Source organism: Acidimicrobiales bacterium, assembly GCA_041394185.1.
Classification (GTDB): domain Bacteria; phylum Actinomycetota; class Acidimicrobiia; order Acidimicrobiales; family Poriferisodalaceae; genus JAAETH01.
Map to the genome: position 1 here is coordinate 191,639 of JAWKIQ010000001.1, position 24,533 is coordinate 216,171.

Genomic DNA, 24,533 nt, shown 5'->3' on the forward strand with positions numbered 1-24,533 from the left:
AGGATCTTGAACCCTTCGGTTCTGAATACCTCGTCAAACGCGTCAACGAACTGGCTGCCACGGTCACGAACGAGTGCTCGTGCTCCTTCGAGGCGTTCGGCGTGGCCGATGAACAGGTTCCTCGCGGCCTGTGCCTGCCGAGAATTCGTCGGCCTGGTTGGTGGGGGTCTCAGTAGCGGCCTTCTAGCTCCGGTCTGGTCCGTTCGGGCGTTTGTGGGCGCGCCGTTATCATCGTCTGAGAGTCAGGGTGGAGGGTCGGCGGGGCGACGCGAGTCAGGCGGCGTGGTGGTATTGGTTGATGAGTCCGCCGCAGACGGGGGTGCGGGTGACTGCTCGGCCGATCTCGACTGGCACCACGGGTTCGGTGTCGTTGGGGGCGCGTTGGTCGATGCCTTGATGGGGCCTGCTCGCGTTGTAGTGGGCGACGTATTCGTCGAGGAGACGTCGGAGCTGGCGGCGGTTCCAGATCAGCGTGCGGTCGAGGAGTTCGTGGCGCATGGTGCGGACCCATCGTTCGGCGAAGGCGTTGGCTCTTGGTGCGCCTGGTGGTGTGGGGATGACTTCGGCGCCGATGGCTGCGAAGACGTTGTCGAAGGTGCGGGTGTACTGGCTGCCGCGGTCGCGTATGACGAACCGGGTCTTGTGGATCCAGTCCATAAGCAGGTTCCGGGCCGCTTGGGCTGTCCATGGCCCGTCGGGGTTGGTGGTGATTCCGGCGATGTGAACCCGTCGGCTGTCGATTTCGAGGAAGAAGATCACGAAGTAGCGGCGCAACATGACGGTGTCGACGGTGAAGAAGTCGGTAGCGACCAGCACCTTGGCCTGCGACGCGATGAACTGCGACCACGAGGGACCAGTCCGATTCGGTGTCGGTTCGCGGCCTGCTTTGCGAAGGATCGACCACACCGTAGAGGCTGCGATTCGGTGACCGAGGCGGACGATCTCGCCGTGGATTCGCCGGTATCCCCATGTGGGGTTCTCGTCGTCGAGGCGCTGTGCCGCCCGAAAACTCGTCCGTGTAGTCTGACCTGCGTGTTTGGCTGTTTCGAGCCGTTCGAGACGCCATCGCCATTGCTGGTCGATATGAGTTCAACTAATATTAGGTGAGCTGATGTCGATATGGGAAGTGGAGTACACGCACGAGTTTGAGGAGTGGTATGAGTCGTTGAGCGAAGTGCAGCAGGATGCAGTCATCTCGCGGGTCGAGGTGCTCGAGTCGACGGGTCCTGGATTGGGTCGTCCGACGGTCGACAACGTGCACCAGTCGAAGCACTCGAACATGAAGGAACTGCGCTGCGAGGGAGCGATCCGGGTGATGTTCGCCTTCGACCCGCGCCGCATGGCGATCCTGTTGATCGGAGGCGACAAGAGCCCCGATGACCCGGGAACTCCCAACTGGAACCGCTGGTACGACCACTACACACCGATCGCCGACGACCTCTACGACACTCACCTCGAAGAACTACGCAGGGAAGGACTGATCTGATGCCAACGACCAAGAGATTCAGCCAGCTACGAGATCGCGCCCGTCGCGACCCGGTTCGTGCTGCGCGTATCGATGAGGGCAAGGTCCGCGCTCTCGAAGAGCTCGCGTCGTACCGGCTGGCCGAGTTGCGCAAGTCGCTCGGGGTTACCCAGGCTGAGTTGGCCGAAATGATTGGCAAGTCCCAGTCAGCGATCTCTCAGATCGAGCACGGCGAGATTGGCCTCTCGCTGGAGATGCTGCGCTCGATCGTGGGTCAACTCGGTGGCACGGCAGGTTCAGTTCTCGGTAGACGGCTTTGCGGTCTTCGGGGTCTGCAGTGGCGAATCGCCACGATTCCCTTGAGTTGTCGGACGATTGTTTTGATTTCGGTCGCTGTGAGGCGGTTGTTGCCTGGGTTGGGTTGGAGTGCGAGCTCTGCGGCTCTGCGGGCGAGTCTGACTTCTTCTATCCATTCGCCCACGATGGTTGGGTCGGTGCCTGCTTCGAGGGCTTGGCGGTACTTGGCGAGCTTGTTGTCGCACTCGGTGAGCTTGGCTCGGGCTACGGCGATGCGGTTCTGTTCGGCGAGGTCGGGGCCGGCTGCGGTCTCGAGGGCGGCGCAGGTGGCGTCGATGTGTTCGTCGTCGAAGAGCTGGGCGAGCCAGTTGTCGATGGCGGGGGTGATCGCGTCTTCGCGTACGTAGATGGTGTTGGGGTGTTCGCCCTTGCCTACGGCGTATTCCTTGGGGAACTTGCAGCGGTAGTAGGGGCGGTCGTGATTCCAGGAGCCTTGCATGCGTCGTCCGCATTCGGCGCAGTAGACGTGTCCGCTGAGCAGGTAGGTGTGCTGGGTCCGCTCACGGCGGACTTTGGAGCGTTGTGCTCCGGTGAACACGGCTTGGGCGGCGTTGAACAGTTCGAGGCTGATCAACGGTTGGTTGAAGCTGCCGAGAATTGGTCGGCGGCCTTGGGGGAGTCTTGGTAGCGGTTTCTTGGTTGTGGACTCGGTTGGTCGGGTCTTCGTGGACGCGCTGAGGGACAGGTGGATTCTGGGATGGGTTGTCGGCGGGGAGGTGGGCGGTTAGGCGGCGTGGTGGTATTGGTTGATGAGTCCGCCGCAGACGTGGGTGCGGGTGACCGGTTGGCCGATTTCGACTGGTTCCGCGGGTTTGGTGTCGTTGGGGGCGCGTTGGTTGATGCCTTGATGTGGCCTGTTCGCGTTGTAGTGGGCGACGTATTCGTCGAGGAGCCGTTGGAGTTGGCGGCGGTTCCAGATCAGGGTGCGGTCGAGGAGTTCGTGGCGCACGCTACGGGCCCATCGTTCGGCGAAGGCGTTGGCCCGCGGTGCGCCTGGTGGTGTGGGGACGACGTCGGCGCCGACCGCGGCGAATACGTTGTCGAACGTGCGGGTGTATTGGCTGCCGCGGTCGCGGGTCACGAAGCGGGTCTTGTGGGTCCAGTCCATGAGCAGGTTTCGGGCGGCTTGGGCGGTCCAGGGTCCGTCGGGGTTGGTGGTGATGCCGGCGATGTGCACTCTGCGGGTGTCCAACTCGAGGAAGAACAGGACGTAGTAGCGGCGCAACAGGACGGTGTCGACGGTGAAGAAGTCTGTCGCGACCATCACCTTGGCCTGCGACGCGATGAACTGCGACCACGACGGACCAGTCCGATTCGGTGTCGGTTCACGGCCTGCGTTGCGCAGGATCTTCCAGACCGTCGAGGCCGCGATGCGGTGGCCGAGGCGGCGGAGTTCACCGTGGATTCGACGGTATCCCCACGCGGGGTTCTCCGAATCGAGACGCAGAACGAGTTCGCGAAGCTGAGCAGGTGTGGCTGGCCGTCCGGCGCGAGGCTTGGTATGGGGGTAGATCCATCGGCGGGTCACGAGGCGGCGGTGCCAGCCGATCACAGTTTCAGGCTTGACGATCAACATCACCCGTGGGAGTCGTTTACGGTCGAAGACCTGCGAGAGCACACCCAGGACGGCACGATCGGCTGGCGTGAACTTGGGCTTGTCGATCTGGCGCTGCGTCACACGGAGTTGATGGCGCAGGGCGAGGATCTCAGCGATGCGGTCGTCACCAGAGACCAACATGAGCGCCAGACGTTCGAAAGCCAGGCGAACCAGCCACGACAACAGCTCCCTCATCTTCGGCTTCACCCGCCGCAGGGTAGAGTCCGAAAACAGCCTCCCACCTGCTACGACGCATTTCCGGCAGCTTCACGCTCGAACTCTTCGTTATAGGTATGGCGATTCACCAGGCTCGTGGACTCCTCCCCCGAGATCTTCTCTCAGGTAGCGGTGTCTCACACAGCGGGGAACTCCACAACCGCGGCTTCATGGGTCGCCGGGCAGAGTCCAACATCGCCTCTCGCCTGCTGCGATCGGTTTGCGGCGAGCAGAAACCCTGTGATCTGGTCCACCCGGCGCTGAACGCTTGTTCATGTGTGACGCTTGTGTGGTTTGCGGAAACTTGCTGGTCGGGCTAGACGGTCGGGCGACACGTTCGGGACTGTCAGATTTCGTGTGTAAACGGTCGTGGCTGTCATTGATTAGATGTGGTTGGTGATGCGTTCACCGTAGTGAACGGTGAGGGTGTTGAGGACGGCTTTCCAGCCGTTGGTCTTGCCGATGAGGTCTTGGCGGTTCTTGCGCCGTTTTGTCGCCGTGAGGTAGAGGACCTTCAGCGCGGCCTGCTCGGTTGGGAAGTGTCCTCTGTGGCGGACGGCTCGTCGGAATCTGGCGTTCAGCGACTCTATGGAATTGGTCGTGTAGATGATCTTGCGGAGCTCGGGTGGGAACTCGAGGAACGGGACGAACTCGTTCCACACGTTCTCCCATGAACCGATCATCGCCGGGTAGATGTCTCTCCAGCCATCAGCGAACTCGGCGAACGCTGCCTCGGCGGCCGGAACGGTCGGTGCGGTGTAGATCGCTCGCATCTGCTTCGTGATCTGACCCCAGTGCTTCTTCGACGCGTAGCGCAGACTGTTGCGCACCATATGAACGACACACGTCTGGACGGTGGTGTCTTTCCAGATCGTCCGGATCGCCTCGGGCAGACCCTTCAACCCGTCACAACAGGTCACCAAAACGTCGGTGATGCCACGGTTGCGGAGCTCGGTGAGCATGGTCATCCACTGCTTGGCTCCTTCACCACCGGTGGGGCCCATCCACAAGCCGAGCACGTCTCGTTCCCCGTCGAGGTTCACGCCGATCGCCACATACACCGGCCGGTTCGCGACCTGCGTGTCGCGGACCTTGACCACGATCGCGTCGATCAGCACGACCGCGTAGATCGGATCAAGCGGCCTCGACTGCCAGGCCTCCATCTCCGCGACGATCGTGTCGGTGATCCGTCTGATCGTGTCCTTGGAGATCGAAGTGCCATAGGTTTCTTCGAGGTGGTCACGGATCTCACCAGTTGTGAGCCCTTGCCCATACAGCGAGATGACCTGGCCGGCCAGACCATCAATCCGCCGCTGACCATGAGGCACGAGGACCGGGTCGAACGTTCCGTTACGGTCCCGAGGAACCCGCAGCTCAACCTCGCCGACCTCGGTCGTCACAGTCTTGGGAAACGACCCGTTACGCGAGTTCCCAGTGTTGTGCCCGTCGGGCGAGTGACGCTCATAACCCAGATGGTCGGTCATCTCGACCCCCAGGCCGGTCTCGAGCACCCGAGCGATCAGCTGGGGCAACAAACCGCCCTCGCCAGTGAGAGCGATCCCATCAGCACGAGCCTGATCCACCAGCTGCTCCGCCAACAGGTTCAGATCGTCACCAACGACGAGCTCCCCCGGCGGCGCCACAGGCACCAACTCCCTCGACGTTGACGTGTTCTTTCGTGTGGTCACAAGCGTGATCCTTCCCGACCCACGACCAACAGCCGCGGACCATTCAGGCCACACCATTTACACACACGATCGGACAGACCCTCCGTTGCGGTATAGCGACCCGACAGGCCACATATATGATACGCCCGACATGTCCTATGCGCTGGACCCAGACGACCCCGTCGCACAGCTGGTCGTGAATTCGTGGCGCTACTTGAACCAACTACAGCAGATGGGGTGGGAGTACACCGTCACGCGCTCGACAGATGTATTCGCTGGAAGCAGCTGGTCAGGGTCAAAATCTGCCACGGTGTCGGTGACGTTTGTGAAGCCGAACGGCAAGACATCGAGATACTGGTGGAATGCATCCGCGACATACTCTTGGGAAGACTTCGAGAACCTCATAGAGGGAGAAGCGATATCTGACCGCGGGGATCGGTTCCTCTTCTATAACAGCGACAGAACGCAAGCCGAGATTCTCGCCTGTGCAACGCGTCTAAACGATTGTCGAGCTGCAGAAAAGATCTCGGCTGACGCGTTTGGACGAACCGATTACGCCCTCGGAGGCCATGGTCGCAGAAATGCGCTCAGGCACCTCTACGGCTCGGCGCGCGCTCTCCTCGAGCTCGGGGACGATGGTCGCGCGATCCTTGATTCGCACGAAGCTATTGTGGTTGACCCGCTCGACTCATACATCGATGATTTGAACAACGACGTTGCTGCTCAGATAGCCGAGGAGTTCTCGGGTAGGGGGTCGTATTCAAACGATGAACTCTTTGCTCGCGCTCAAGAGCTGCTTGAGACCGAGGCATCATGTCGACGAGGATTCGGAGTTGGTGGCTGTGCGCTTCCCTAGGGATAGTCGATCGTTGAGGCGCAGCTTGTTCTTGATTGCTCTGGCCGCGTTGGCATTGTGGACTGTCTTTCTATTTGTCGACCGCTCATCTGGTCCCAACCTGCCGAGTTTCGTTGATCCCGATACCGCCCTCGAGGACGCAATTGACGTTGGGGATATGGATGCGCTGCGCGTGCGGGCAAGCCAGGTGGGTCGGACTCAACTAGACTTGGCGCTGATCCTGGCGGTCGCGCAAAGGAAGCCTGAAGCAGCGGAGATTCTCGCTTCCAGCGGCGCAGATGCGCGAGACTACGACATCAATCTCTACCTACTCGCGCTTGAAGGCGGCGAGCTGACGTCGGGCGCAGCTGCTCCGACGATTGAGTGGTTGATGTCTGCGGGGTACGATTTGTGCCGACCCGTCTCGCTCGGAGAGGGGTCGGCCGAAGGTTTGTCCGCAAGCTCCCAGATAAGAAGTTTGGCCTCCGCAAGTGGGGAGCCGTTAGACGAGTTCCTTGCCGTACTCGACGAGTGCTCGTGAGTCGTGAAGGCGCTGTTGCGTTGACGGATCGACTGGCGCGTGAGCCGCTCGAATATTCGGTCGCGGCTGGTCAGGCGGCGTTTTCGTATTCGTGTATGAGTCCGTCGCATCTAGTGGTTCGTAGCACGTGTGCCTGCCGAGAACGCGTCGGTCGGGTTGGTGGGGGTCTCGGTGCGGCTTGGTTGTCCGTGGATTCGGCCGGTTGGGCGTTTCTGGGCGTGTGGTGCCCGGAAACTCGGTTGTGGCTGGTCAGGCGGCGTTTCGGTATTCGTGTATGAGGCCGTCGCATCGACTGGTTCGGAGCACGGTGACGGGCGTCGGCGGAGCTTCGGGCGGTTCGTTGACGGGTGTCGGTGGCCGCTGGTTGAGAGACTGGTGGGGTCGGTGCTGGTTGAAGTGAGCGATGTAGGCGCGGACGAGGCGTTCGAGCTGCTGGCGGTTCCACACGATGGTGCGGTCGAGGAGTTCGCGGCGGATCGACCCGATCCAGCGTTCAGCGAACGTGTTCGCGACTGGAACCCGAACGGGTGTCTTGAGGATTTTGAACCCTTCGGTTCTGAATGCCTCGTCAAAAGCGTCAACGAACTGGCTGCCACGGTCACGAACGAGTGCTCGTGCTCCTTCGAGGCGTTCGGCGTGGCTCATGAACAGGTTTCTCGCGGCCTGTGTGGTCCACTCTCCGGTCGGGTTGGCCGTGATGCCTGCGAAGATCACCTCGCGGGACCGAACCTTGACGAAGAACAGAATGTAGTAGCGGCGCAAGAAAGCGGTGTCGACGGTGAAGAAGTCGCAAGCGACCGCTGCTTGGGAGTGCAAGAACTCGGTCCAGGTCACATCCGAGCGGTTTGGGGACGGGTCGATGCCGTGGTCGGTGAGGATCTGCCATACGGTGCCTTTGCCGATCTTGTGGCCGAGTCGGGCGAGTTCGCCCTGGATGCGGCGATGTCCCCATGTCGGGTTCTCTTGGGCGAGTCGCACGATCAGCTGACGTAGCTCGGCGCTGATCGGAGGTCTCCCAGGCCGGCGAGCCGGTGGCTGTGTCCAGTGTTTCGCGATTCGTTTGCGGTGCCATCGCAGCAGAGTCTCAGGCGACACGATCCATCCCTGACGCAGCGCCTTTGGCAGCGCGGCGGCGATCGCGCCGAGCAGGGTCCGATCGTCGTCGGTGAGCGAGGGTCGGCCGACCTGGCGGCGCAGCACGGCATTCTCGTGGCGCAGCACGATGATCTGTAGGTCTTTCCAGCGCCCAGAACGCACAGCGATACGCGCGAACTGGGCAAGGAACCGGTAGAGGAGACGAGACACGAGGATTCAGGATGGCGGCATCAGGCCTGGTCAGCACCCACGCGCGGGTTTCCGGGCACCACACGCTGTTGTCAACCATTCGTTGAGAACCATCCTCGGCAATCGATGGCTCCACTAGGTAGGGTGTCTATCTATGCAAGATGTCGATGTACCGTCGGGGTGGTTTCGTGGAGTGCTGGACCCGTGCCTGTTGGCCCTGGTCGGCGAGGGAGAGACCTATGGCTATGAGTTGGCCGCCCGGCTGGAGAACGCCGGGTTGGGTCGGGTGAAGGGCGGGTCGCTGTATCCATCGTTGGCTCGTCTGGAGAAGCGGGGGTGGCTGGCGCCGCAGTGGAAGGCCGGCGATGGGGGGCCGGGCCGCAAGTACTACACCCTGACCGCTTCGGGCCGGGCTGAGCTGGAACACCAAGCGCAGGCGTGGGGTGAGTTCGCGGGCCGGGTCGCCAGCGTGTTGGGGGCGGAGGTGGCGCGGTGAGGGACGAGTCCTGGTTGAATGCCTTCGATCACGCGCTCGAGGCGGCCGGCGTGGCCCCGGTGGAGCGGGCATCGGCTCGGGTGGAGACCGAAGGGTTTCTCACCGATGCTGGCGTGTCGGCCTTTGAGCACTTCGGACCCCCTGACGTGTATGCGGCGGAGCTGGCGAAAGCGCTCGCGAGCACTGCTGACGTGGGCCAGCGGTCCAAGAAGACCGTTCAGGGTCCGGTGGTCGTGCAGGTCGACGCGGTGTCGAAGTCCTACCGCGGAGCTGTCGCGTTGCACGAGGTCTCGTTGAGCGTGGCCAAGGGCGAGGTTGTGGTGTTGACGGGCCCGAACGGGGCAGGGAAGTCGACGCTGCTGCGCATGCTGGCGAGCCTTGAGCGCCCGGACACCGGCACGATCTCGGTCTCTGGTGCGGTTGGCTACGTCCCCCAAGCAGGTGGGCTTGACCTGTACCTGACCGCTGGGGAGCACTTCGAACTCTTCGCCGCGCCGACCGGAATGAGCGGATCCGAGGCGCGCCGCGAAGGGAATCGGCTAGCCCGTGAACTCGGCTGGGACTCCGCTTCGGGGCCGCTGGCGGGGGAGCTCTCGGGAGGTACGGCCCAGAAGCTGGCCGTGATCACCGCACTGCTTGCACAACCCGAGATCCTCCTGCTCGACGAGCCGTACCAGGGCATGGACGCCGACAGTCAGCAGCGCTTCTGGGCGCTGTTGTGGGCCTGGCAGGAAGGCGGTCGCTCTGCGGTTGTGTCGTCGCACTCGACCGACGCGTTGGCCAAGGCGTCCAAGGTTGTCGAGATCGAAGGGCTGACCCTGCGATGAACACGATCGTCCTTCGGGCCAACACGACGATGCGGGCGCTGTTGCGCCGCCGCCTTGCGCTCGCGGTGCTGGTGGTCATGCCAGTCGCCTTCTACTTCGTCACCCGCTCCTCGGTCGGCCAGTCGGTCCGGGCGCTCGTGTTCGGAATCAGCTGGGCGGTCAGCACCGTCGCGTTCTTCGCCACCGTCTCGGCCCGGAATCTCGAACCCCGCCTGACGCTCGCCGGCTGGCGACGCGGCCACCTGTTGGCTGGAAGGTTGCTCGGCCTGCTGGCGATCGTCGCGGCCTTGACCGTCGCCTATGTCGCCTTGGTCGGTGTCGACCGTGACGTGCGCAGCCTCAGTGCCGTGGCAGTGGACTTCCTGGTCACCGGCGCAGTCGCAGTTGGAGTCGGCACCACCGTGGGCACCGTCATCGGAAGGGAAATGGAAGGCACACTCGTGCTGTTCTTCTTCGCCGGCCTCCAGGCCGTCGCCAATCCGTTCGACACCTGGTCCCGAGCGCTGCCGTTCTGGTCATCACGTGAACTCGGAACCTGGGCCATCGACGGCCCCGACATCGGCTCCCTCGCCGACGGCCTCACCCACGCCGCCACCGTCGTCGTCCTAAGCGGAATTGTCAGCTGGGCTTTCGACCGACGCTCCGCGCCACGCTGACGACTGCACCGCCGGCGCGACCCTGGTTGTACGGGCGACGTCGATGGTTCATCCAACCGAGGGACTGTTGCAGAGCTTGTGGATGGGGGGCCGCCACATCGGCTGGTCGAGATCTTGGGAGCGTCCTGAACCTACGGAGAGCCTGTGCCGCCCGGAAACCGGGTGGCCCCCATCAGGCGGCATTTCGGTACTCGTGTATGAGTCCGTCGCATCGGCTGGTTCGAAGCACGGTGACGGTGGATGGGGACACCTCTGGCGGTTCGTCGACGGGTGTCGGTGGTCGTTGGTCGAGCGGCTGGTGGGGTCGATGCTGGTTGAAGTGCTAAACGTAGTCGCGAACGAGGCGTTCGAGCTGCTGTTGGTTCCAAACGATCGTGCGGTCGAGGAGTTCGCGGCGGATCGATCCGAACCATCTTTCTGCGAGGCGAATTGACCACACAACAGCTCTCTCATCTGCGGTTTCACTCGCTGGAGGGTAGAGCCCGAAACCGTCTCCCACCTGGTGCGATGCATTTCCGGCAGGTTCAGGGGCCGACCGGCACGACGGGTTGGTGGCTGGGTCCAGTGGTTCGCGATCCGTTTGCGGTGCCAACGCAGCAGCGTCTCGGGTGTGGCGATCCAACCTTGCCGCAGCGCCTTGGGCAGAGCTGCGGCGACAGCGCCGAGCAAGGTCCGGTCGTCGTCGTTGAGCGCGGGTCGGCCGACCTGGCGGCGTAGTACGGCGTTCTCGTGGCGCAGGACGATGATCTGGAGGTCTTTCCAGCGTCCGGAACGCACGGCGAGACCAGCGAACTGAGCGAGGAAGCGGTACAGGAGACGAGACACAAGAGGCCAGGATGGCGGGCAAAGGCGCTGGTCAGCGCACACGCGCCAATATTCGAGCGGCACAGGTGGCTGGGTCCAGTGTTTCGCGATTCGTTTGCGGTGCCATCGCAGCAGCGTTTCGGGTGTGACGATCCAGCCGTGGCGTAGCGCCTTGGGCAGGGCCGCGGCGATCGCGCCGAGCAGGGTCCGGTCGTCGTCGGTGAGCGATGGTCGGCCTACCTGGCGGCGCAGCACGGCATTCTCGTGGCGAAGGACGATGATCTGGAGGTCTTTCCAGCGCCCAGAACGCACAGCGATACGCGCGAACTGGGCAAGGAACCGGTAGAGGAGACGAGACACGAGGATTCAGGATGGCGGCATCAGGCCTGGTCAGCACCCACGCGCGGGTTTCCGGGCACCACACGGTGTGTCTCGAAAAATGCGTAACCCCGGCCGTTTGCAGGGCAGGGACGGTTCCGGGGTCTTCGCCGTCCATTGTAGGGTCGGCGGTGAAGATGTCAACGTTCAATCATCAGACGATCGTTGATCGTCTCACCTCTGACAGGCTCTCGTCGTATCTGGCCGTGACGGCTGGCGATGTTCGCGCGGCTGTCGAGTTGTACGACTGGAACGCCCAGGTTGGCGCTGCTCTGTACGAGGATCTCGGTCGTCTCGAGGTGATCTTCCGCAATGCGATCGATGTCGCCCTGATCACATACGGCCAGTCGCGGGGATGGTCCCAGGTCTGGTATCGGCAACGGCCTTTGTTCACGGGGAGGCCTGGACGGCGCGCCTGGGACGATATTGATGCGGCCCGTCGTCGGTCCACTCGTCGCGGTCGGCCGGAGGCGCACGGTCAGGTGATAGCGGAGTTGAGTTTCGGGTTCTGGCGGTTCCTGTGCACCACGCACTACTTGACGTCGTTGTGGGTTCCGGCGCTGGCGGCTGCCTTTTCTCACCATCCTGATGCCGGCGATGCGAGGATTGTGCGCGCCGATGTCGACGACCGGATTCAGCGACTTCACTTCCTGCGTAATCGGATCGCCCACCATGAGCCGATCCACCAACGGAACCTCATACGCGATCATGAGGAACTTCTCGACGTGATCGGGTGGATTTGCCCTGACAGTCACGCCTGGGTCAGCTCGGCGAGCCGAACGCCTGCCGGCATCGGGGACCGACCGTGAACGCGGTCACCCGCCAGGGGTGTCGCTATGCAAATGGTTTGCTAATGGCAGCCTGCGGCAAGGAGCGGAATCTTGCGGCGGGTAGCGTTCGGGCCGGTCGCCAGTTGCCGTTGTTTGCCGCTCCCTGCTACCTATTGCCGCCAGACGCCACTTCGGGGAGGTGAGTTCAAGTCCCCCCTCCGACACCAATACGAAGCACCTAAAACCCCAGGTCACAGGCCTGGGGTTCCTTCGTTTTCGATCGCAAGTGTGTCGGTTGCTAACGGATTTGCTAACGGCAAAGTGAGTTGTGGGTGCCGAATACTCGGCCGGGGCTGGTCAGGCGTGTGGGTGCCCGAGATCCTGTCGTTCCTGGTCAGGCGGCTGTTCTGTATTCGTTGATGAGGCCGTCGCATCGTGTGTTTCGGACGATCTGGAGGACCGGTTTGGGCCTGTCGGGCGAGTCATTTGGGGTATCGGTGGGTCGGGGAGGTTGCTGGTCGAGGGAGCGGTGGGGTCTGTGCTGGTTGTAGTGGTCGATGAATTCGACGACGAGGCGGTGGAGCTGTCGCTGGTTCCAGATGATGGTGCGGTCGAGCAGTTCGCGGCGCAGGGTTCCGATCCAGCGTTCAGCAAAAGTGTTTGCTACCGGCGTTCGGACCGGGGTCTTGAGTACCTTCATACCTTGGGTGCGGAAGATCTCGTCGAACGCGTCGACGAATTGGCTCCCGCGGTCACGCACCAGAGCCCGGGCCGGTTCGAGCCGGTCGGAGTGGGTCAGGAACAGGTTTCGGGCGGCTTGGGTGGTCCACGGCCCTGTCGGCTTGGCGGTGATTCCGGCGAAGAACACTTCGCGGCTGGTCACGTCGATGACGAACAGTAGGTAGTAGCGGCGCAAGAACGCGGTGTCGATGGTCGCGAAGTCGCAGGCCACGGCGGCTTGGGAGCGCAGGAACTGGGTCCAGGTCACGTCGGCACGGTTGGGGGATGGGTCGATGTTGTGTTGTTTGAGGATCCGCCACACCGTCGAAGCGCCTACCTTGTGGCCAGCCCGTCGGAGTTCACCGGTGATACGTCGGTAGCCCCAGGTTGGGTTGTCGGTGGCCATCTCCACGATCAGCGCGACGACTTGGCTGTCGGTGGAGGGTCGGCCGGGACGTTTCTGAGGCTGGGTCCAGTGTCGGGCGATGCGTTTGCGGTGCATCGCAGCAGCGTCTCTGGCGTGACGATCCAGCCTTCGCGAAGTCGTCGGGGGAGTGCAGCTGCGATAGCGCCGAGCAGTGTTCGGTCGTCGTCGTTGATTGCGGGCCGGTCGAACTGGCGGCGCGGCACGGTGAGCTGGTGGCGTAGGACGATGATCTCGATGTCCTTGGAGCGCCCAGACCGCACCGCGAGCCGTGCGAGCAGGGCCAAGAATCGGTACAGAATACGAAACACGGGATGCCAGGATGGAGGGCATCGCCCCTGGTCAGACACCATGACCCTATTTCGGGCACCCACAGGAGGGCAAACGACCTGGTCAGACACTATGGCCCTATTTCGGGCACCCACAAAGGAGGGGAACCGGTACCCGGCGAACGCAGCAGGCTCAGAACGACCTTGGCGACACGCGCGAGTAATCGGCCCCTACACGAATCTCAGCAAGCGTCCTGCTCGGTCAGCTCTGCCAGCCTTTCGGGGTCGTCAAGCTGATAACAGGGTGAGTCAGGTCCGTGGAGGTTCTCGTCGTGGCGCACGCCGCCTTCCGGCACTCCGGCCTCGAGCAGTTCCTCGCGGCTCATGTCAGGCGTTTGCGGCACTGGAAGGGGCACTCCGTGATTGATTAGCGCGTCGATGTCATCAACGCTGGTCTCGAACGCGGTGCCGGGCAGCCGATGCTCGAACGCGCCGCGCGCACCTGCGGCGATAATGCCGCCTGGTCCCAACTTGACCAGCCGTCCGTCGCTGATCGTGAGGAGTCCAGCAGCGTGATCATCGAACCGGCCGAACACTAGCCACTGGTGGCGCGCCTCCTTGGCTTCGAGTTCGGGCCGCAGCAGATCAATTGGTTCGACGGCAATCCGTGCAAGTCCGTCCTCGTAACGAATCAGGGCCGGGTGACCGACCGTCACTCTGTCTCCCGCAGTCGTTCCCGAGAGCAAGCGATCAACCCGGAATTCGAGTCCGTCGTATACAACGGTGCTGTGATCGTCGATGGTCGGATCTGTCACGAGACGCACTTCTGCTACGTCGGCGGACGAGCCTATAAGCGTGCCGACGAAGACTAGGTCTGACTCGTCGATCAGCTCCGCAACATCTGCGACGGGCAGGCGCCAAAAAGCCAGGCTCGATTCGCCGATGCCAACGTCGGTATCGAAGAAGCGGCCTTCGTACAGGCTTTCGTTGGCGGGGGAGGGTTGGGGCGGTTGTTCTGTTTGCGAAGGCGCTGTTTCGGCGCTGTTCTCCGGGGCACCATCGCCCGAACACGCCGAAGCGAGCGCGACGGCAAGAAGCAAGCCAGCCAGCCATTTTACGGACGGACCCATCGTGCTACCACCTCGCATTGATCACGTTGGTCTCGGTCGAGTTGTATTTCGCCGTGTGACCGCCAGTCATGCAACTCGTCTGTGTGGTTCCGCCGTCGTCGAAGCCGATCGTGTGGCCGAGTTCGTGGCAGACGAGGTTGTTCTGCATGTGCGACGGCAGGTTTTCCGCGGTTTCGCTCATCGTCAGATAGAAGCGATCACAGACGCCCGTGTGAGCGTGAGAGCACCAGGTCTGGCCTGGTGCCGATTGACTCTGCACCCACCACCACACGTCAACCCAACTCTGCTGCGATGAGTACTCGTGGAACCCTAGATCTGTGGGTTCAACTGCGTACTCACCGCCGGGGCCTCGAAATCGCCAGATCCACTCGGTCTCGTCCGCGGGGAAGGCCTCCGCACTCACCCAGTAGTGGGCGCTACCGTCAGCCCAGCCGTGGGGGTTCGGGCTCGGGGCGTTCAGTCCAGAGCCCGAGGTGCCACCAGAAGCCGTGTACAAGACCGCCGAGATGGAGTTGTACACCTTGAGGCTTGCAGTTCTTGGTCAATACCCATGTGGATCCTGGGTTGCCTCCAGTGCCGGCCTGCCACTGGGGTACCCAGCTCAGGTTATAAACGACAAGGTTGCCGTCGACCTGGAGCTTCGCCCTGAAGTTGCTGCCGAATGTGTATGTTGCAAACTCAACCGTCACTCCGCCGCCGGATAGATGGCGATACAGGACCAGATTCCCGTCGGTCTGCATTCGCAGCTCGCAGGTGCCGACCCAGATCGACTGGCCCCCGAAAAGCGTTCGATCCGAGTTGTTTGTATGGTATGCCTCGGCCTCAGCCGGGTCCGCTGTCGCCCAGCCTCCGAATACGAAGAGCACCACTACGACACATACGCCGAGCCGGTTCAAGTGCAGAACCGAGCGACCCATCACACCACCCCACCTTGATCTTGGCGCGACTACAGTCGCGCCAGTCAATTCGATCGACAACTACCGACATGACAGTAAGGGCCGGAGCCCCCACCTGTCGAGGGTGTGCTGGGACCGTTGAGGTCGGTCTTTCCTTTGAAGTAGCGGGCCTTGCGGTCGGGGCGGTCGACTTCGACGAGTTGGTGGCCTGCGGTTGTGAGGTGTCGGGCGATACCTGCGCCCGATGCTCCGGTCTCCTCGATGCCAACAGTGTCGATTGTCCCGAAGCTGGTCAGTCAGGTCTCGAGCAAGTGGTGTCCGTCAGTGTGCCGCTCGAATTTTTGGTCGTGGCGGGTCAGGCTGCGATTCTGTATTCGTGGATGAGTCCGTCGCATCGAGTGGTTCGCCGCACGATGACGGTCGCAGGCGACATTTCGGGTGGCTCGGCGACCGGTAACGGTGGTTGTTGTCCAAGCGACTGGTGAGGCCGTGCTTGTCTTGGTGGTCTGTGTCGTCGTGGACCTGTCGTCCGAGCGGACGCTGGTGCCGGATGATGGTGCGAGAAGCTCGGGGTGGATCGATCCGATCCAGCGCTCCGCGAATGTGTTGGCTACCGGGACCCGCACAGGTGTCTTGAGGATCTTGAGGATCTTGAGTCCTTCGGTGCGGAACACCTCGTCAAACGCGTCGACGAACTGGCTGCCACGGTCACGAACGAGCGCTCGGGCGTCTTCGAGACGTTCGCTGTGGCCGATGAGCAGGTTTCTCGCGGCTTGTGTGGTCCGTTCTCCGGTTGGGTAGGCGGTGACGCCGGCGAAGATCACCTCTCGGGTGCGCACTTTGATGAAGAACAGGACGTATTAGCGGCGCAGGAACGCAGTGTCGACGGTGAACAAGTCGCAGGCCAATGCTCTGAGCTGCTCGACGCGATTTCGGCAACCTCACGCGAACACCGCGAGATTGACTTCTGAATTAGTTCAGATATTCTGCCCCTATGCGAGTTGTGGAGCGTCCGTTCTCAGAGTTCTTGCGTCAGCCCAACGACGTGGTCGCTGAGCTGGCCGAGCATGATGTGGTGCTGCGGCGCCGCAACGCGCCCGCGCTGCGATTGACTCAGGCTGATCGTGATGACGACCGGTCCGAAGCCTTTGAAGCTCTAGCGCGTTTGTTGCGGAACCTTGCGGTGCACAACGCTGCGGCGCTCGATAGCGCTGTGGAAGAGGCGTTTGGGTGGTCGATGTTTCTGCCCGCTACTGATCGTGCGCTGTTTGTTGAGGAGTTGACCAGAACCCTGGTAGGTGCGGCCGATGTCGACAACTTCGCACCGGTCGCCCAGCTTCTTCGGGAGTGGAAGGCCACTGCCGAGGTGCACGCCGATCCGGCGCTCGCTCGTCGCCTTCGCGAGCCAGTCGCTGCAGACGGCGGTGCGGTGACCGTGGCTGGTGCCTGACCAGTGCCAAAGCGCAAGGAGCGAATTGCGCCACCGCCTGCTAGGGCTGGTTGGGACTTCCGATACGCCAACAGCGACGCCGTGAAGGGATGGGATCAGATCTGCTCGGCTGCGGCAGCCAACGCTAGAACGGCGTGGGAGCGCATTACTTCCGATCCGCGTCAGCGTGACTCGCGTCAGCATCCGCTGAAGGGCTCCCTTGGTCGGCGAAGCGTGAATGGCGTCGACATGGAACAGTGGCAATATGAGGTCACTGCGGGCGGGCGGCTCTGGTATTGCATCGACGACCGATCGCGGACGGTATGGCTTACAGACGCTCACGTCGGACACCCGAAAGCGACCGAGTAGGCGAGAATTGAGCTCTGATGCCAGCGCCCCAGGTGGGCCGAAAGTGGTGTGTGACCACGGGAAACGTCAGGCCTCCTAGGCCGCCAACGCCAATCCGATCCAGCCGCTGCGATGGCGTGGGTTAAGGGTTGTATTCCCCCCTCCGACACCATCGAAATCCCAGGTCAGAGCCGGTGCAGAGGCTCCCAGGGGTGTCGTTTGCAAATGGATTTGCCAACGGGAGTTTGACCTTGTGGGGCTCGGAAACTCTGTCGTGGCTGGCCAGGCAGCGCTTTCGTATTCGTTGATGAGTCCGTCGCAGCGGGTCGTTCTGAGCACGGCGACGCTGGCTGGCATCGATAGCGGGTGGTCGAGCGCGGCTTCGGGCGGCCGCTGTTCGAGGGAGCGGTGAGGCCGGTGCTCGTTGTCGTGCCCGATGTAGTCGATGACGAGGGGTTCGAGCGGGCGGCGGTTCCAGGCGATGGTGCGATCGAGGAGTTCTCGTCGGATCGAGCCGATACAGCGTTCAGCGAACGCGTTCGCTACTGGGGTCCGGGCCGGAGTCTTGAGGATCTTGAGGCCTTCGGTTCGGAGGATCTCGTCGAAGGCGGCGATGAACTGGCTGGCTCGGTCGTGGACTAGCGCGCGGGCACCGGTGAGCTGGTCGGTGTGTTTGGGGAACAAGTTGCGGGCGGCTTGGGTGGTCCAGGCGCCGGCCGGGTTCGTGGTGAGACCGGCGAAGACCACCTGGCGCGTCTCGACTTAGATGAAGAAGAGGACGTAGTAGCGGCGAAGGCGGGCGGTGTCGACGGTGAAGAAGTCACATGCGACGGCTGCTTGGGAGCGTAGGAACTTGGTCCAGGTCACCTGGGAACGTTTCGGTGCGGGGTCGATGTTGTTGTCTTTGAGGATCTGCCACACGGTCGTCTGGGCGATCTTGTGGCCGAGGCCGACGAGTTCGCGGTGTATCCGCCGGTAGCCCCATGTCGGGTTCTCGGCGTCCAACCTGATCACCAGCAGTTTGAATTCGGCGAGCGTGGCCGGTCGACCGGTTCGCTCTGTCTGCTGTTGGTAGGTCCACCGTCGTGCGACCAGTCGCCGGTGCCAGCCGAGCACTGTTTCGAGTTTCACGGTCAACAGCACCTTGTCGAGCCGCCCGCGGTCGAACTCCCGGCTGGAGCGGCCGGTGTGAAACGGGTGCGGTTGAATTGGCGTTGCAGCACGCGGATCTGATGGCGGACAGCGAGGATCCTGGCGACTCGATCCTCACCAGACCAGCCGAAGGCCAACACGGTCGAACGCCAGCCGGACAAGCCACGGCACCAGCTCGCTCATTTGCCGTTTCACTCGCCGAAGGGCAGGCACCGAAAACCGCCTCCCACTTGCTACAACGTATTCTCGGCTCCCGCGAGCTCAGAGGCTGGTGACCATCGCGGGCATGGGGACCGGCGTCGTCTAATGCCAGGCTGGTCGGGGAAATCCCGAGCGCATCGACTGGTCTGTTCGTAGTCTGCGCTGATGACCGACCCGATCGAATCGTTCCGAAGTGGGCTCGAGTATCTGGAGACGGTAACGACGCTGCTCCACCGTGTTCGGACCGCTCACCCGACAGCAGGCCTGTACGAGGCAGCCGAGGTGCAGTGGTGGTGGGCCCAGAACCCCCGCGCGAGCGATGACTACGATCAGCTGTTCTGGTTCGACGACCAAGGCCAACCGGTAGCGGGTGTCATCGCCACCGACTTCGGTGACGCGACGCAGTTGGACCCGATCGTGCTCCACGACGCCACTCCGGAGTGGACCGCACAGGTAATGCAGCGTGGCCTCGAGCATGCCAACAGATTGGGCCTCGAAACGGTCTGCTTGGAAGTCGACCGCGCTGACGATGTTCTGCGATCGGTGCTCACCGAGCGTGGTTTCGCGATTGAGGAGGACGGGTTGGTCGAGTCCTGGCTGCCTGCCGAATCCCGGCCACCGATCAGCGCCCTCCATGAGGGATATCGTTTGCTTGACCGGAGCACCGCCGCCGACCGCCCTCACCACATGATTCATGAGCGTCGGAACCACCTCGACCCGGAGCCACGCCTCAAGCAAACGTCGCTGTACCGTTCGGATCTCGACCTAGCCGTCTACGACGAACACGGAAACGTCGCCGGCTATGGCCTGTGCTGGTATGACCCCGTATCCGCGGTCGGCGCCATCGAACCCATGCGAACCGAGGACAAGCACCAACAGCGCGGGATTGCACGCCACATCCTTACCTCTGGCATCGACCGCCTGGCACGCGCCGGAGCGACGCGCATCAAGATCTGCTTTGAGCCCAGCAACCCCGCCTCCGGACACCTCTACCGCAGCGCTGGCTTCGAACCCCATCGCCAGAATGACATCTTCGTCGGTCCGACAGGCGCCGGACCAGGCGAAGAGACGCCCCCCGAGGCGCTCGGCAGTCGAGAGCGACGATGACCGACCGGGTTTTCCACAACCAGGACTTCGATCCACCGGGGGCTTCGTCACCGCCACCGAGGGGCTGTCCCGGCAGGAGCTGGCCGCCCGCCTCGGCCTCGACCCGGCTATCGTCGTCGGGCTGGTCGACGGCCTCGAGGACCGCGGGCTCCTGGTCCGGAGAAGGGATCCCGAGGATCGGCGCCGGAACGTCCTGACGCTGACCCGAGCGGGATCGGCATTGCGCACGAAGGCCATACGATCGGTCCGCACGATCGAGGACGGCTTCCTGGCCCCCCTGCCCGACGCGCAACGCGCCAACCTGCGGACCGCACTCCAGGCCGTCCTGGCCCCCCGGCTGGCCTGGCTCGACTGAGCGACCGAACCGATGAAGGGGGCACCGTTGCGGAAGGTGACCTTGTCGTCAACGGGTCCGAAGTAGTCGCGGGGGCGGGCCTCCTGATCGAAACCGCGCCGGCTGTAGAAGCGGCGGGCTTGCTCGTCGTCGTGGGCTCTGGAGGCATGGCAACATGCAATCCATGAGTCTCAGCCGTCTGGGCCTGCTCGTGCCGCCCGTGGGGCCCTGGAGTGCGCAGGCGCGTGGGTACCAGTGGGCCGAGGAGGTGGGGTATGACGTCGTGTACACGGCGGATCATCTCACCCATCCGATCTACCCCGGGTTGTGGCTGGGTGAGGCGTTCACCACGCTCGCGGCCGCTGCGGCTGTCACTGATCGGATCATGCTGGGAACTTTGGTCGCCTCGGCGGCCTTCCGTTCACCGGTGTCGTTGGCCCGGGTCGCGATGTCGGTGCAAGACGTCAGCGCCGGTCGTCTCGTCCTTGGTGTCGGCATGGGGGCGCCGTTCTGTGTCAAGGCAGATCGCGGCGTCCGTGAATCCGTCGGTGAGCTCTCGACCCGGTTCGCCGATGTGGTTCGGGGATACCTGTCGGTACTCGACGGTGCGACCGATTGGCAGGGTGACGTGATGGCGTTCGGTGGACTCGAGACGACGGAGCGACCCGAAGGGGTCGGGAGGCCTGAGCTGGTCATCGCCGGTCACGGTCCACGATCGCTCGCGCTGGCAGCGGCCCATGCCGACACCTGGAACACCTACGGCGGGCCCGGGACCGCCGACATCGAAGGAGGCGACTTCTGGCAGCTCGTCCGCCGGCAGGTCGAGGCCTTCGTCGAGGCGTGTGACCGACAGGGCCGCGACCCGGCGAGCATTCGTCGGTCGCTGTTGCTCGGCTTCGGGCGGGTGCAGCCGACGGCGAGCGTCGGCGACTACCTCGACGCTGTCGAGCGCGCCGTTGCACTGGGGTTCGACGAACTGGCTGTGCTCGGGTCGCCGTGGGCCGACGGTGAACCTCGCGACTTGGGGGTCCACGAGCAGGCGCTCGCTCAGTTGCGCTGATCTCGTGGGTTCGTTCGGGACTTGCCATACGGTCGATGAGGCGATGGTGTGGCGATCCAGCCCTGCCGGGCGCGGTGGGGGAGCGCGGCTGAGATCGCTCCGAGGAGGCTGCGGTCGTCGTCGTTGAGTCCAGGCCGACCGCCATGGCGGCGCAGCACATGGAGTTGGTGGCGGAGGACGATGACTTCGAGGTTCTTGGACCGTTCCAGAGCGGATGGAGCTCTAGGCCTCGTCTAGCAGTCGATGGCGGCCTGAATGGCGGCGCATGCCTCGACCAGTCTGGCCGGTCGTAGTGTGCAGATCTGGTCGACAAGGTAGGCCTTGGGGACGACTCTGAGGTTGTCGAAGCTCGCAACGCAGTCGGTTGGCATGCCATCGTCGGTTCCAAGTCGTAGCTCGGTCGGGATTCCCCTGATCGTGCGGGTGACGGGTGCGGCGAGGACGCTGTTCAGGACCGGGATGGCGGCGGAGCGGGTCATGATGAGGAACGGGCGGCGACCGACGCTCTCGATCTCGCCCCACCAGATCTGCCCTCGATCAAGAGTCGTCACCAGGGCTCGTCGAGGATTGCTTCGCGCAAAGATGCGAGCGCGGCGTTCTCTTCGGTCTCGGTTGGTGGTTGCCGTGTGTAGCCGTCGACGACGGCTCGGTCGGTCTGACGTTGGAGTTCGAGTTTCGTGATGGCTTCGATGCCGGCTCGGACAGCGGCGGCTCGGCTTTCGTAGGCTCCGCTCTTGACGAGCGCGTCGAGGTCCGAGAGGAGCGTCTCGGGTAGTCGTACAGCGATCTGTTCGGTGGCCACGTGAGCAGCATACCGTGTTGGGATGCGGGACGGTATGCGCTCCAGCGAGGAGCTGGTCTCGAGCCGGACCGATCGCTGGCAGGGACTCGGGACCGGAGACACGGCGCTGGGTCACCCTGACCTGATGGTGCAGGGCAAGAAATTCAGCGACACGGTCATCACCGGAGACCAACAGAGTTCGAAATCCTCCTCCCACCTGCCGCGACGCAATCGCGGCAGGCTCACCCTTACCCTCTCGCCGGTCCGTTGCGTGGCCGACGCCGCCGCCATCACGAGAACTGTTGGGTGCTGCGCAACATAGCGGTGGTTTCGTGCATCGTTGAGAGTGGATGGACTGGACGCCTGCACCTTCTGGTCAGCTCGACGAGGCTGAGGGAATCGCTTCGCTGTTTGCGGCGGAGCGACCTGCCATGCTGCGGATGGCGACGTTGTTGGTCGGCTCGGCGGCCATCGCCGAGGAGGTCGTTCAGGACGCGTTCGTGGTCGTCAGCCGGCGGTGGTCGTCGTTGGAGCGTCCGGGCGCGTACCTGCGGACGACCGTCGTGAACGGCTGTGCTCAGGTGCTGCGACGCCGGGATGCGGAGGGCAGGGCACTTGCGGCGCGCACGCGCTCAGGCGACGTCGAGCTGCCCTACCGGCTGATCGAGCTGCGAGATGCCCTAGAGCGGTTGAGCGAGCGGCAACGGATCGTGGTCGTGCTTCGGTACTTCGTCGACATCCCTGACGACGAGATCGCCGAGGTGCTCGGCGTTCGGCCCTCGACGGTGCGTTCGCTGGCCCGCCGCGCGTTGAAGGTGTTGAGAAAGGAGCTGGAATGAGCGGTCTCGAGGAGCGCCTGCGGGCCGATCTCCCCGCGCTGGCGGACGCGATGCTGAGCGACGAGTCGTCACGACTCGTCGCCGGAGGCGGCGAGCCGGTGGTTGGGCGGTCCGAGCCGCCCGATAGCCGCTGGGTGTCACGTCGAGCGGTGCTCGTCGCCGCTGTCGTGGCCGCCGGCGGGGTCATCGCGTTCGGGGCCGATCTCTTCTGGTCCCGAGAGCCGGCAACGCAGGTGAATGTTGTGGGTTGGCCTGTGCCGGACGGCTTCGGATCTTGGGCGCCGATGGCGGAGGCCCCGATCGAACCGCGTCCCTACGCAGCGGCGGCCTGGACTGGCACGAGGGCGGTCTTCTGGGCCGGCTCCAGCTTGAGCCGGGGCTTCGCCTACACCGATGGGGCGCTCTACGACCCAGCGACCGACAACTGGGAGCCAATGGCCGTACCTGGTTGGGGTCACCCCGGGCTGACATCGGCGTTCTTCGATGGAGAGCTCTACGTGCTCGCCAAGGGCGGCGGTACCCGGTTCGACCCAATCGTGGGGGAGTGGTTCGACCTGCCGCCAGTCGAGGGCATGTCTCTGGCCGCAACCGTCGCGACCGACAACGGGATCTGGGGGCTCGGCCCGGCAGATCTGAACCCGGTCGGCCAGCCCGATCTCGCGATTGCCCGCTACCAACCCGAGGACGACACCTGGGTCTACGGGCCGACGTGGGAGGGTACCGACGACCAGGCCTCGATCATCGCTGGTCTTTCTCGCCTGGAGTCGACTGCGTTGTGGACCGGCACCGAGATCGCGATCTGCGGTCGCACCGCCGGATGCGTCGGCTTCGACCCCGCTACCGAAGCCTGGCGTTCGATCCCAGCGGTCAAGGGTGCCGAGGCACACACCGCTCCAGTCGCCACCGATCTAGGCCTCGCAATGATCGTTCAGACCCAGGCCGGCGACTCGCCGGCCGCGGTCGAGGTACTCACGGCGCAGGGATGGCAGCGCTATGCGGAGGAGATTCCTATCGAGCGGTTCGACACCGCCTCCGTAGCTGCTGCGGGCGAGTGGCTGGCCGTCTTCGCCGCCGGCCAACCGCCGACCCTCATCCACCTACCTTCGGGCACCTGGCGTGTAATGGCCGATGGGCCCCTCGCAGGCGTGGAGGCCCCCAACGTCGTGTGGACTGGCGAGCAACTCGTCGTCTGGGGAGGCGTCCCCGACGACCCGACAGCTCCAGCTGGAGCAGTCTGGACACCACCCGAGCCCTGATACCCCACCCGGCCACCTCGGGGACACGCCACGATCGGCCACCGCTTCCACTCAGGTTGGCGGCCGTCCGCGGCCGAGGTGCAGGCGTTCGCCGTGTTCGTTGAGCAGGCAGATGTATTCGACGGGTTCGCCATCGGCGCTGCCGGTCCAGTGGGGGTGGCGGGTGTCGAACTCGGCGGCTTGGCCGGTTTCGAGGGTGATGTCGTGGTCGGCGACGATGAGGCGGAGTCGGCCGCTGAGGACATAGACCCACTCGTAGCCGTCGTGTCGTTGGAGGGTCGGCGCCTCAGGCTCGGCGCGTGCGGGGATGATCTGTTTGATTGCGGTGACACCGCCTGCGTGCTGGGACAGCGGGATGACGGTCCGCCCCCATGCCTGGTAGGGGCGCAGGTCGACCCGGGGGTCGCCGGTCACGGGGGTGTCGACGATCTCGTCGAGACTGACGTGCAGCGCTCGGGCGAGGGGCAGGATGAGGTCTAGGTTCGGGCGCCGGTGGCCCGCTTCGAGCCGCGACAGCGTGCTTTCGGAGATGTCTGTCGCTTCGGCGAGCTCACGGAGTGTCATTCCCTGGCCGGTGCGGATCGACCGGAGCCTTGACCCGATTCCGGCGAGGGCTGCGTTGATCTCTTCGTCCATTCGACTCTCTTTCGACCGGCGCAACCCTCATGCCATTCTGGCACGAACGGTTGCCAGT

Annotated in this window: 27 protein-coding genes; 13 read left to right on the forward strand and 14 right to left on the reverse strand. The window is 63.7% G+C overall.

Annotation, left to right across the window (positions count from 1 at the left end):
• Window positions 1–273: 273 nt before the first annotated feature.
• Complete coding sequence (locus R2770_00870; GenBank protein ID MEZ5278996.1) at window positions 274–816, reverse strand: integrase core domain-containing protein; 543 nt, start codon at window positions 814–816, stop codon at window positions 274–276.
• Window positions 817–1,111: 295 nt separating this feature from the next.
• On the opposite strand from R2770_00870, the gene R2770_00875 reads away from it, so the two are divergent.
• Entirely contained in the window at window positions 1,112–1,486 is a 375-nt protein-coding gene (locus R2770_00875; protein MEZ5278997.1) for a type II toxin-antitoxin system RelE/ParE family toxin, read from the forward strand.
• A 253-nt stretch (window positions 1,487–1,739) separates the two neighbouring features.
• On the opposite strand, the gene R2770_00880 is transcribed toward R2770_00875, so the two are convergent.
• The 3 genes from R2770_00880 to R2770_00890 all read right to left on the reverse strand — a co-directional run bounded on the left by R2770_00880 (window position 1,740) and on the right by R2770_00890 (window position 5,323).
• Window positions 1,740–2,396 carry a zinc ribbon domain-containing protein gene (locus R2770_00880; protein MEZ5278998.1) on the reverse strand — a complete coding sequence of 219 codons (657 nt, stop codon included), beginning with the start codon at window positions 2,394–2,396 and terminating at the stop codon, window positions 1,740–1,742.
• A 150-nt stretch (window positions 2,397–2,546) separates the two neighbouring features.
• A complete protein-coding gene (locus R2770_00885) occupies window positions 2,547–3,626 on the reverse strand; it encodes an integrase core domain-containing protein (GenBank protein MEZ5278999.1) in 1,080 nt (359 codons plus the stop codon).
• A 392-nt stretch (window positions 3,627–4,018) separates the two neighbouring features.
• Window positions 4,019–5,323: an IS256 family transposase gene (locus R2770_00890; protein ID MEZ5279000.1), complete on the reverse strand. Its 1,305-nt coding sequence runs from the start codon at window positions 5,321–5,323 to the stop codon at window positions 4,019–4,021.
• Window positions 5,324–5,453: 130 nt separating this feature from the next.
• Here R2770_00890 and R2770_00895 point away from each other — a divergent pair, with 130 nt between their 5' ends.
• Complete coding sequence (locus tag R2770_00895) at window positions 5,454–6,158, forward strand: hypothetical protein (protein ID MEZ5279001.1); 705 nt, start codon at window positions 5,454–5,456, stop codon at window positions 6,156–6,158.
• A gap of 25 nt (window positions 6,159–6,183) precedes the next feature.
• Window positions 6,184–6,678, forward strand: a complete 495-nt coding sequence (locus tag R2770_00900; protein ID MEZ5279002.1) for a hypothetical protein — start codon at window positions 6,184–6,186, stop codon at window positions 6,676–6,678.
• A 249-nt stretch (window positions 6,679–6,927) separates the two neighbouring features.
• On the opposite strand, the gene R2770_00905 is transcribed toward R2770_00900, so the two are convergent.
• Complete coding sequence (locus tag R2770_00905) at window positions 6,928–7,983, reverse strand: integrase core domain-containing protein (protein MEZ5279003.1); 1,056 nt, start codon at window positions 7,981–7,983, stop codon at window positions 6,928–6,930.
• Between the two features lie 133 nt (window positions 7,984–8,116).
• On the opposite strand from R2770_00905, the gene R2770_00910 reads away from it, so the two are divergent.
• The 3 genes from R2770_00910 to R2770_00920 are packed head-to-tail and all read left to right on the forward strand — an operon-like array spanning window position 8,117 to window position 9,941.
• Window positions 8,117–8,458, forward strand: a complete 342-nt coding sequence (locus R2770_00910; protein MEZ5279004.1) for a PadR family transcriptional regulator — start codon at window positions 8,117–8,119, stop codon at window positions 8,456–8,458.
• Window positions 8,455–9,285: an ABC transporter ATP-binding protein gene (locus R2770_00915; protein MEZ5279005.1), complete on the forward strand. Its 831-nt coding sequence runs from the start codon at window positions 8,455–8,457 to the stop codon at window positions 9,283–9,285. Before R2770_00910 ends, R2770_00915 begins: the two co-directional genes overlap by 4 nt.
• Window positions 9,282–9,941: a hypothetical protein gene (locus R2770_00920; protein MEZ5279006.1), complete on the forward strand. Its 660-nt coding sequence runs from the start codon at window positions 9,282–9,284 to the stop codon at window positions 9,939–9,941. The genes R2770_00915 and R2770_00920 overlap by 4 nt, the downstream gene beginning before the upstream one ends.
• Before the next feature lie 1,322 nt (window positions 9,942–11,263).
• On the opposite strand, the gene R2770_00925 is transcribed toward R2770_00920, so the two are convergent.
• The 5 genes from R2770_00925 to R2770_00945 form a co-directional block, all read right to left on the reverse strand.
• On the reverse strand, window positions 11,264–11,833 hold the full coding sequence (locus tag R2770_00925) for a hypothetical protein (protein MEZ5279007.1): 570 nt from the start codon (window positions 11,831–11,833) through the stop codon (window positions 11,264–11,266).
• Between the two features lie 454 nt (window positions 11,834–12,287).
• The gene (locus R2770_00930) at window positions 12,288–13,019 is read right to left on the reverse strand and encodes an integrase core domain-containing protein (GenBank protein ID MEZ5279008.1); all 732 of its coding nucleotides are present in this window, start codon (window positions 13,017–13,019) and stop codon (window positions 12,288–12,290) included.
• Window positions 13,020–13,027: 8 nt separating this feature from the next.
• Window positions 13,028–13,348 (reverse strand): hypothetical protein, encoded by a 321-nt coding sequence (locus tag R2770_00935; protein ID MEZ5279009.1) that lies wholly within the window; start codon window positions 13,346–13,348, stop codon window positions 13,028–13,030.
• A gap of 200 nt (window positions 13,349–13,548) precedes the next feature.
• A complete protein-coding gene (locus R2770_00940) occupies window positions 13,549–14,436 on the reverse strand; it encodes a hypothetical protein (GenBank protein MEZ5279010.1) in 888 nt (295 codons plus the stop codon).
• Between the two features lie 4 nt (window positions 14,437–14,440).
• Window positions 14,441–14,617 (reverse strand): hypothetical protein, encoded by a 177-nt coding sequence (locus R2770_00945; protein ID MEZ5279011.1) that lies wholly within the window; start codon window positions 14,615–14,617, stop codon window positions 14,441–14,443.
• Window positions 14,618–15,904: 1,287 nt separating this feature from the next.
• On the opposite strand from R2770_00945, the gene R2770_00950 reads away from it, so the two are divergent.
• The 3 genes from R2770_00950 to R2770_00960 all read left to right on the forward strand — a co-directional run bounded on the left by R2770_00950 (window position 15,905) and on the right by R2770_00960 (window position 17,751).
• Window positions 15,905–16,303, forward strand: a complete 399-nt coding sequence (locus R2770_00950) for a hypothetical protein (GenBank protein ID MEZ5279012.1) — start codon at window positions 15,905–15,907, stop codon at window positions 16,301–16,303.
• Between the two features lie 74 nt (window positions 16,304–16,377).
• Entirely contained in the window at window positions 16,378–16,782 is a 405-nt protein-coding gene (locus R2770_00955) for a hypothetical protein (protein ID MEZ5279013.1), read from the forward strand.
• A gap of 693 nt (window positions 16,783–17,475) precedes the next feature.
• Complete coding sequence (locus R2770_00960) at window positions 17,476–17,751, forward strand: hypothetical protein (protein ID MEZ5279014.1); 276 nt, start codon at window positions 17,476–17,478, stop codon at window positions 17,749–17,751.
• A 120-nt stretch (window positions 17,752–17,871) separates the two neighbouring features.
• On the opposite strand, the gene R2770_00965 is transcribed toward R2770_00960, so the two are convergent.
• Window positions 17,872–18,240: a hypothetical protein gene (locus R2770_00965; protein MEZ5279015.1), complete on the reverse strand. Its 369-nt coding sequence runs from the start codon at window positions 18,238–18,240 to the stop codon at window positions 17,872–17,874.
• 387 nt (window positions 18,241–18,627) lie between these two features.
• Between R2770_00965 and R2770_00970 the strand changes: the two genes are divergently transcribed.
• A complete protein-coding gene (locus tag R2770_00970; protein MEZ5279016.1) occupies window positions 18,628–19,569 on the forward strand; it encodes a GNAT family N-acetyltransferase in 942 nt (313 codons plus the stop codon).
• A gap of 518 nt (window positions 19,570–20,087) precedes the next feature.
• Entirely contained in the window at window positions 20,088–20,963 is an 876-nt protein-coding gene (locus tag R2770_00975; GenBank protein ID MEZ5279017.1) for an LLM class flavin-dependent oxidoreductase, read from the forward strand.
• 233 nt (window positions 20,964–21,196) lie between these two features.
• Here R2770_00975 and R2770_00980 read toward each other — a convergent pair whose 3' ends face one another.
• Both R2770_00980 and R2770_00985 read right to left on the reverse strand, forming a co-directional pair.
• Entirely contained in the window at window positions 21,197–21,514 is a 318-nt protein-coding gene (locus R2770_00980; protein MEZ5279018.1) for a type II toxin-antitoxin system PemK/MazF family toxin, read from the reverse strand.
• Complete coding sequence (locus R2770_00985) at window positions 21,511–21,765, reverse strand: hypothetical protein (protein ID MEZ5279019.1); 255 nt, start codon at window positions 21,763–21,765, stop codon at window positions 21,511–21,513. Before R2770_00985 ends, R2770_00980 begins: the two co-directional genes overlap by 4 nt.
• A 329-nt stretch (window positions 21,766–22,094) precedes the next feature.
• Between R2770_00985 and R2770_00990 the strand changes: the two genes are divergently transcribed.
• Entirely contained in the window at window positions 22,095–22,583 is a 489-nt protein-coding gene (locus R2770_00990) for a sigma-70 family RNA polymerase sigma factor (protein MEZ5279020.1), read from the forward strand.
• Window positions 22,580–23,839, forward strand: a complete 1,260-nt coding sequence (locus R2770_00995) for a hypothetical protein (protein ID MEZ5279021.1) — start codon at window positions 22,580–22,582, stop codon at window positions 23,837–23,839. The genes R2770_00990 and R2770_00995 overlap by 4 nt, the downstream gene beginning before the upstream one ends.
• Window positions 23,840–23,890: 51 nt before the next feature.
• On the opposite strand, the gene R2770_01000 is transcribed toward R2770_00995, so the two are convergent.
• Complete coding sequence (locus R2770_01000) at window positions 23,891–24,475, reverse strand: helix-turn-helix transcriptional regulator (GenBank protein ID MEZ5279022.1); 585 nt, start codon at window positions 24,473–24,475, stop codon at window positions 23,891–23,893.
• Between the last annotated feature and the right edge of the window lie 58 nt (window positions 24,476–24,533).

What these genes read in the sequence shown, in the direction of transcription:
- R2770_00990 (MEZ5279020.1), top strand. Translation starts at nt 22,095, where the DNA reads ATGGACTGGACGCCTGCACCTTCTGGTCAGCTCGACGAGGCTGAGGGA.
- R2770_00970 (MEZ5279016.1), top strand. Translation starts at nt 18,628, where the DNA reads ATGACCGACCCGATCGAATCGTTCCGAAGTGGGCTCGAGTATCTGGAG.
- R2770_00995 (MEZ5279021.1), top strand. Translation starts at nt 22,580, where the DNA reads ATGAGCGGTCTCGAGGAGCGCCTGCGGGCCGATCTCCCCGCGCTGGCG.
- R2770_00930 (MEZ5279008.1), bottom strand. Translation starts at nt 13,019, where the DNA reads ATGGCCACCGACAACCCAACCTGGGGCTACCGACGTATCACCGGTGAA.
- R2770_00925 (MEZ5279007.1), bottom strand. Translation starts at nt 11,833, where the DNA reads ATGATCGCGTATGAGGTTCCGTTGGTGGATCGGCTCATGGTGGGCGAT.
- R2770_00975 (MEZ5279017.1), top strand. Translation starts at nt 20,088, where the DNA reads ATGAGTCTCAGCCGTCTGGGCCTGCTCGTGCCGCCCGTGGGGCCCTGG.
- R2770_00910 (MEZ5279004.1), top strand. Translation starts at nt 8,117, where the DNA reads ATGCAAGATGTCGATGTACCGTCGGGGTGGTTTCGTGGAGTGCTGGAC.
- R2770_00895 (MEZ5279001.1), top strand. Translation starts at nt 5,454, where the DNA reads ATGTCCTATGCGCTGGACCCAGACGACCCCGTCGCACAGCTGGTCGTG.
- R2770_00875 (MEZ5278997.1), top strand. Translation starts at nt 1,112, where the DNA reads ATGTCGATATGGGAAGTGGAGTACACGCACGAGTTTGAGGAGTGGTAT.
- R2770_01000 (MEZ5279022.1), bottom strand. Translation starts at nt 24,475, where the DNA reads ATGGACGAAGAGATCAACGCAGCCCTCGCCGGAATCGGGTCAAGGCTC.
- R2770_00920 (MEZ5279006.1), top strand. Translation starts at nt 9,282, where the DNA reads ATGAACACGATCGTCCTTCGGGCCAACACGACGATGCGGGCGCTGTTG.
- R2770_00940 (MEZ5279010.1), bottom strand. Translation starts at nt 14,436, where the DNA reads ATGGGTCCGTCCGTAAAATGGCTGGCTGGCTTGCTTCTTGCCGTCGCG.
- R2770_00945 (MEZ5279011.1), bottom strand. Translation starts at nt 14,617, where the DNA reads ATGAGCGAAACCGCGGAAAACCTGCCGTCGCACATGCAGAACAACCTC.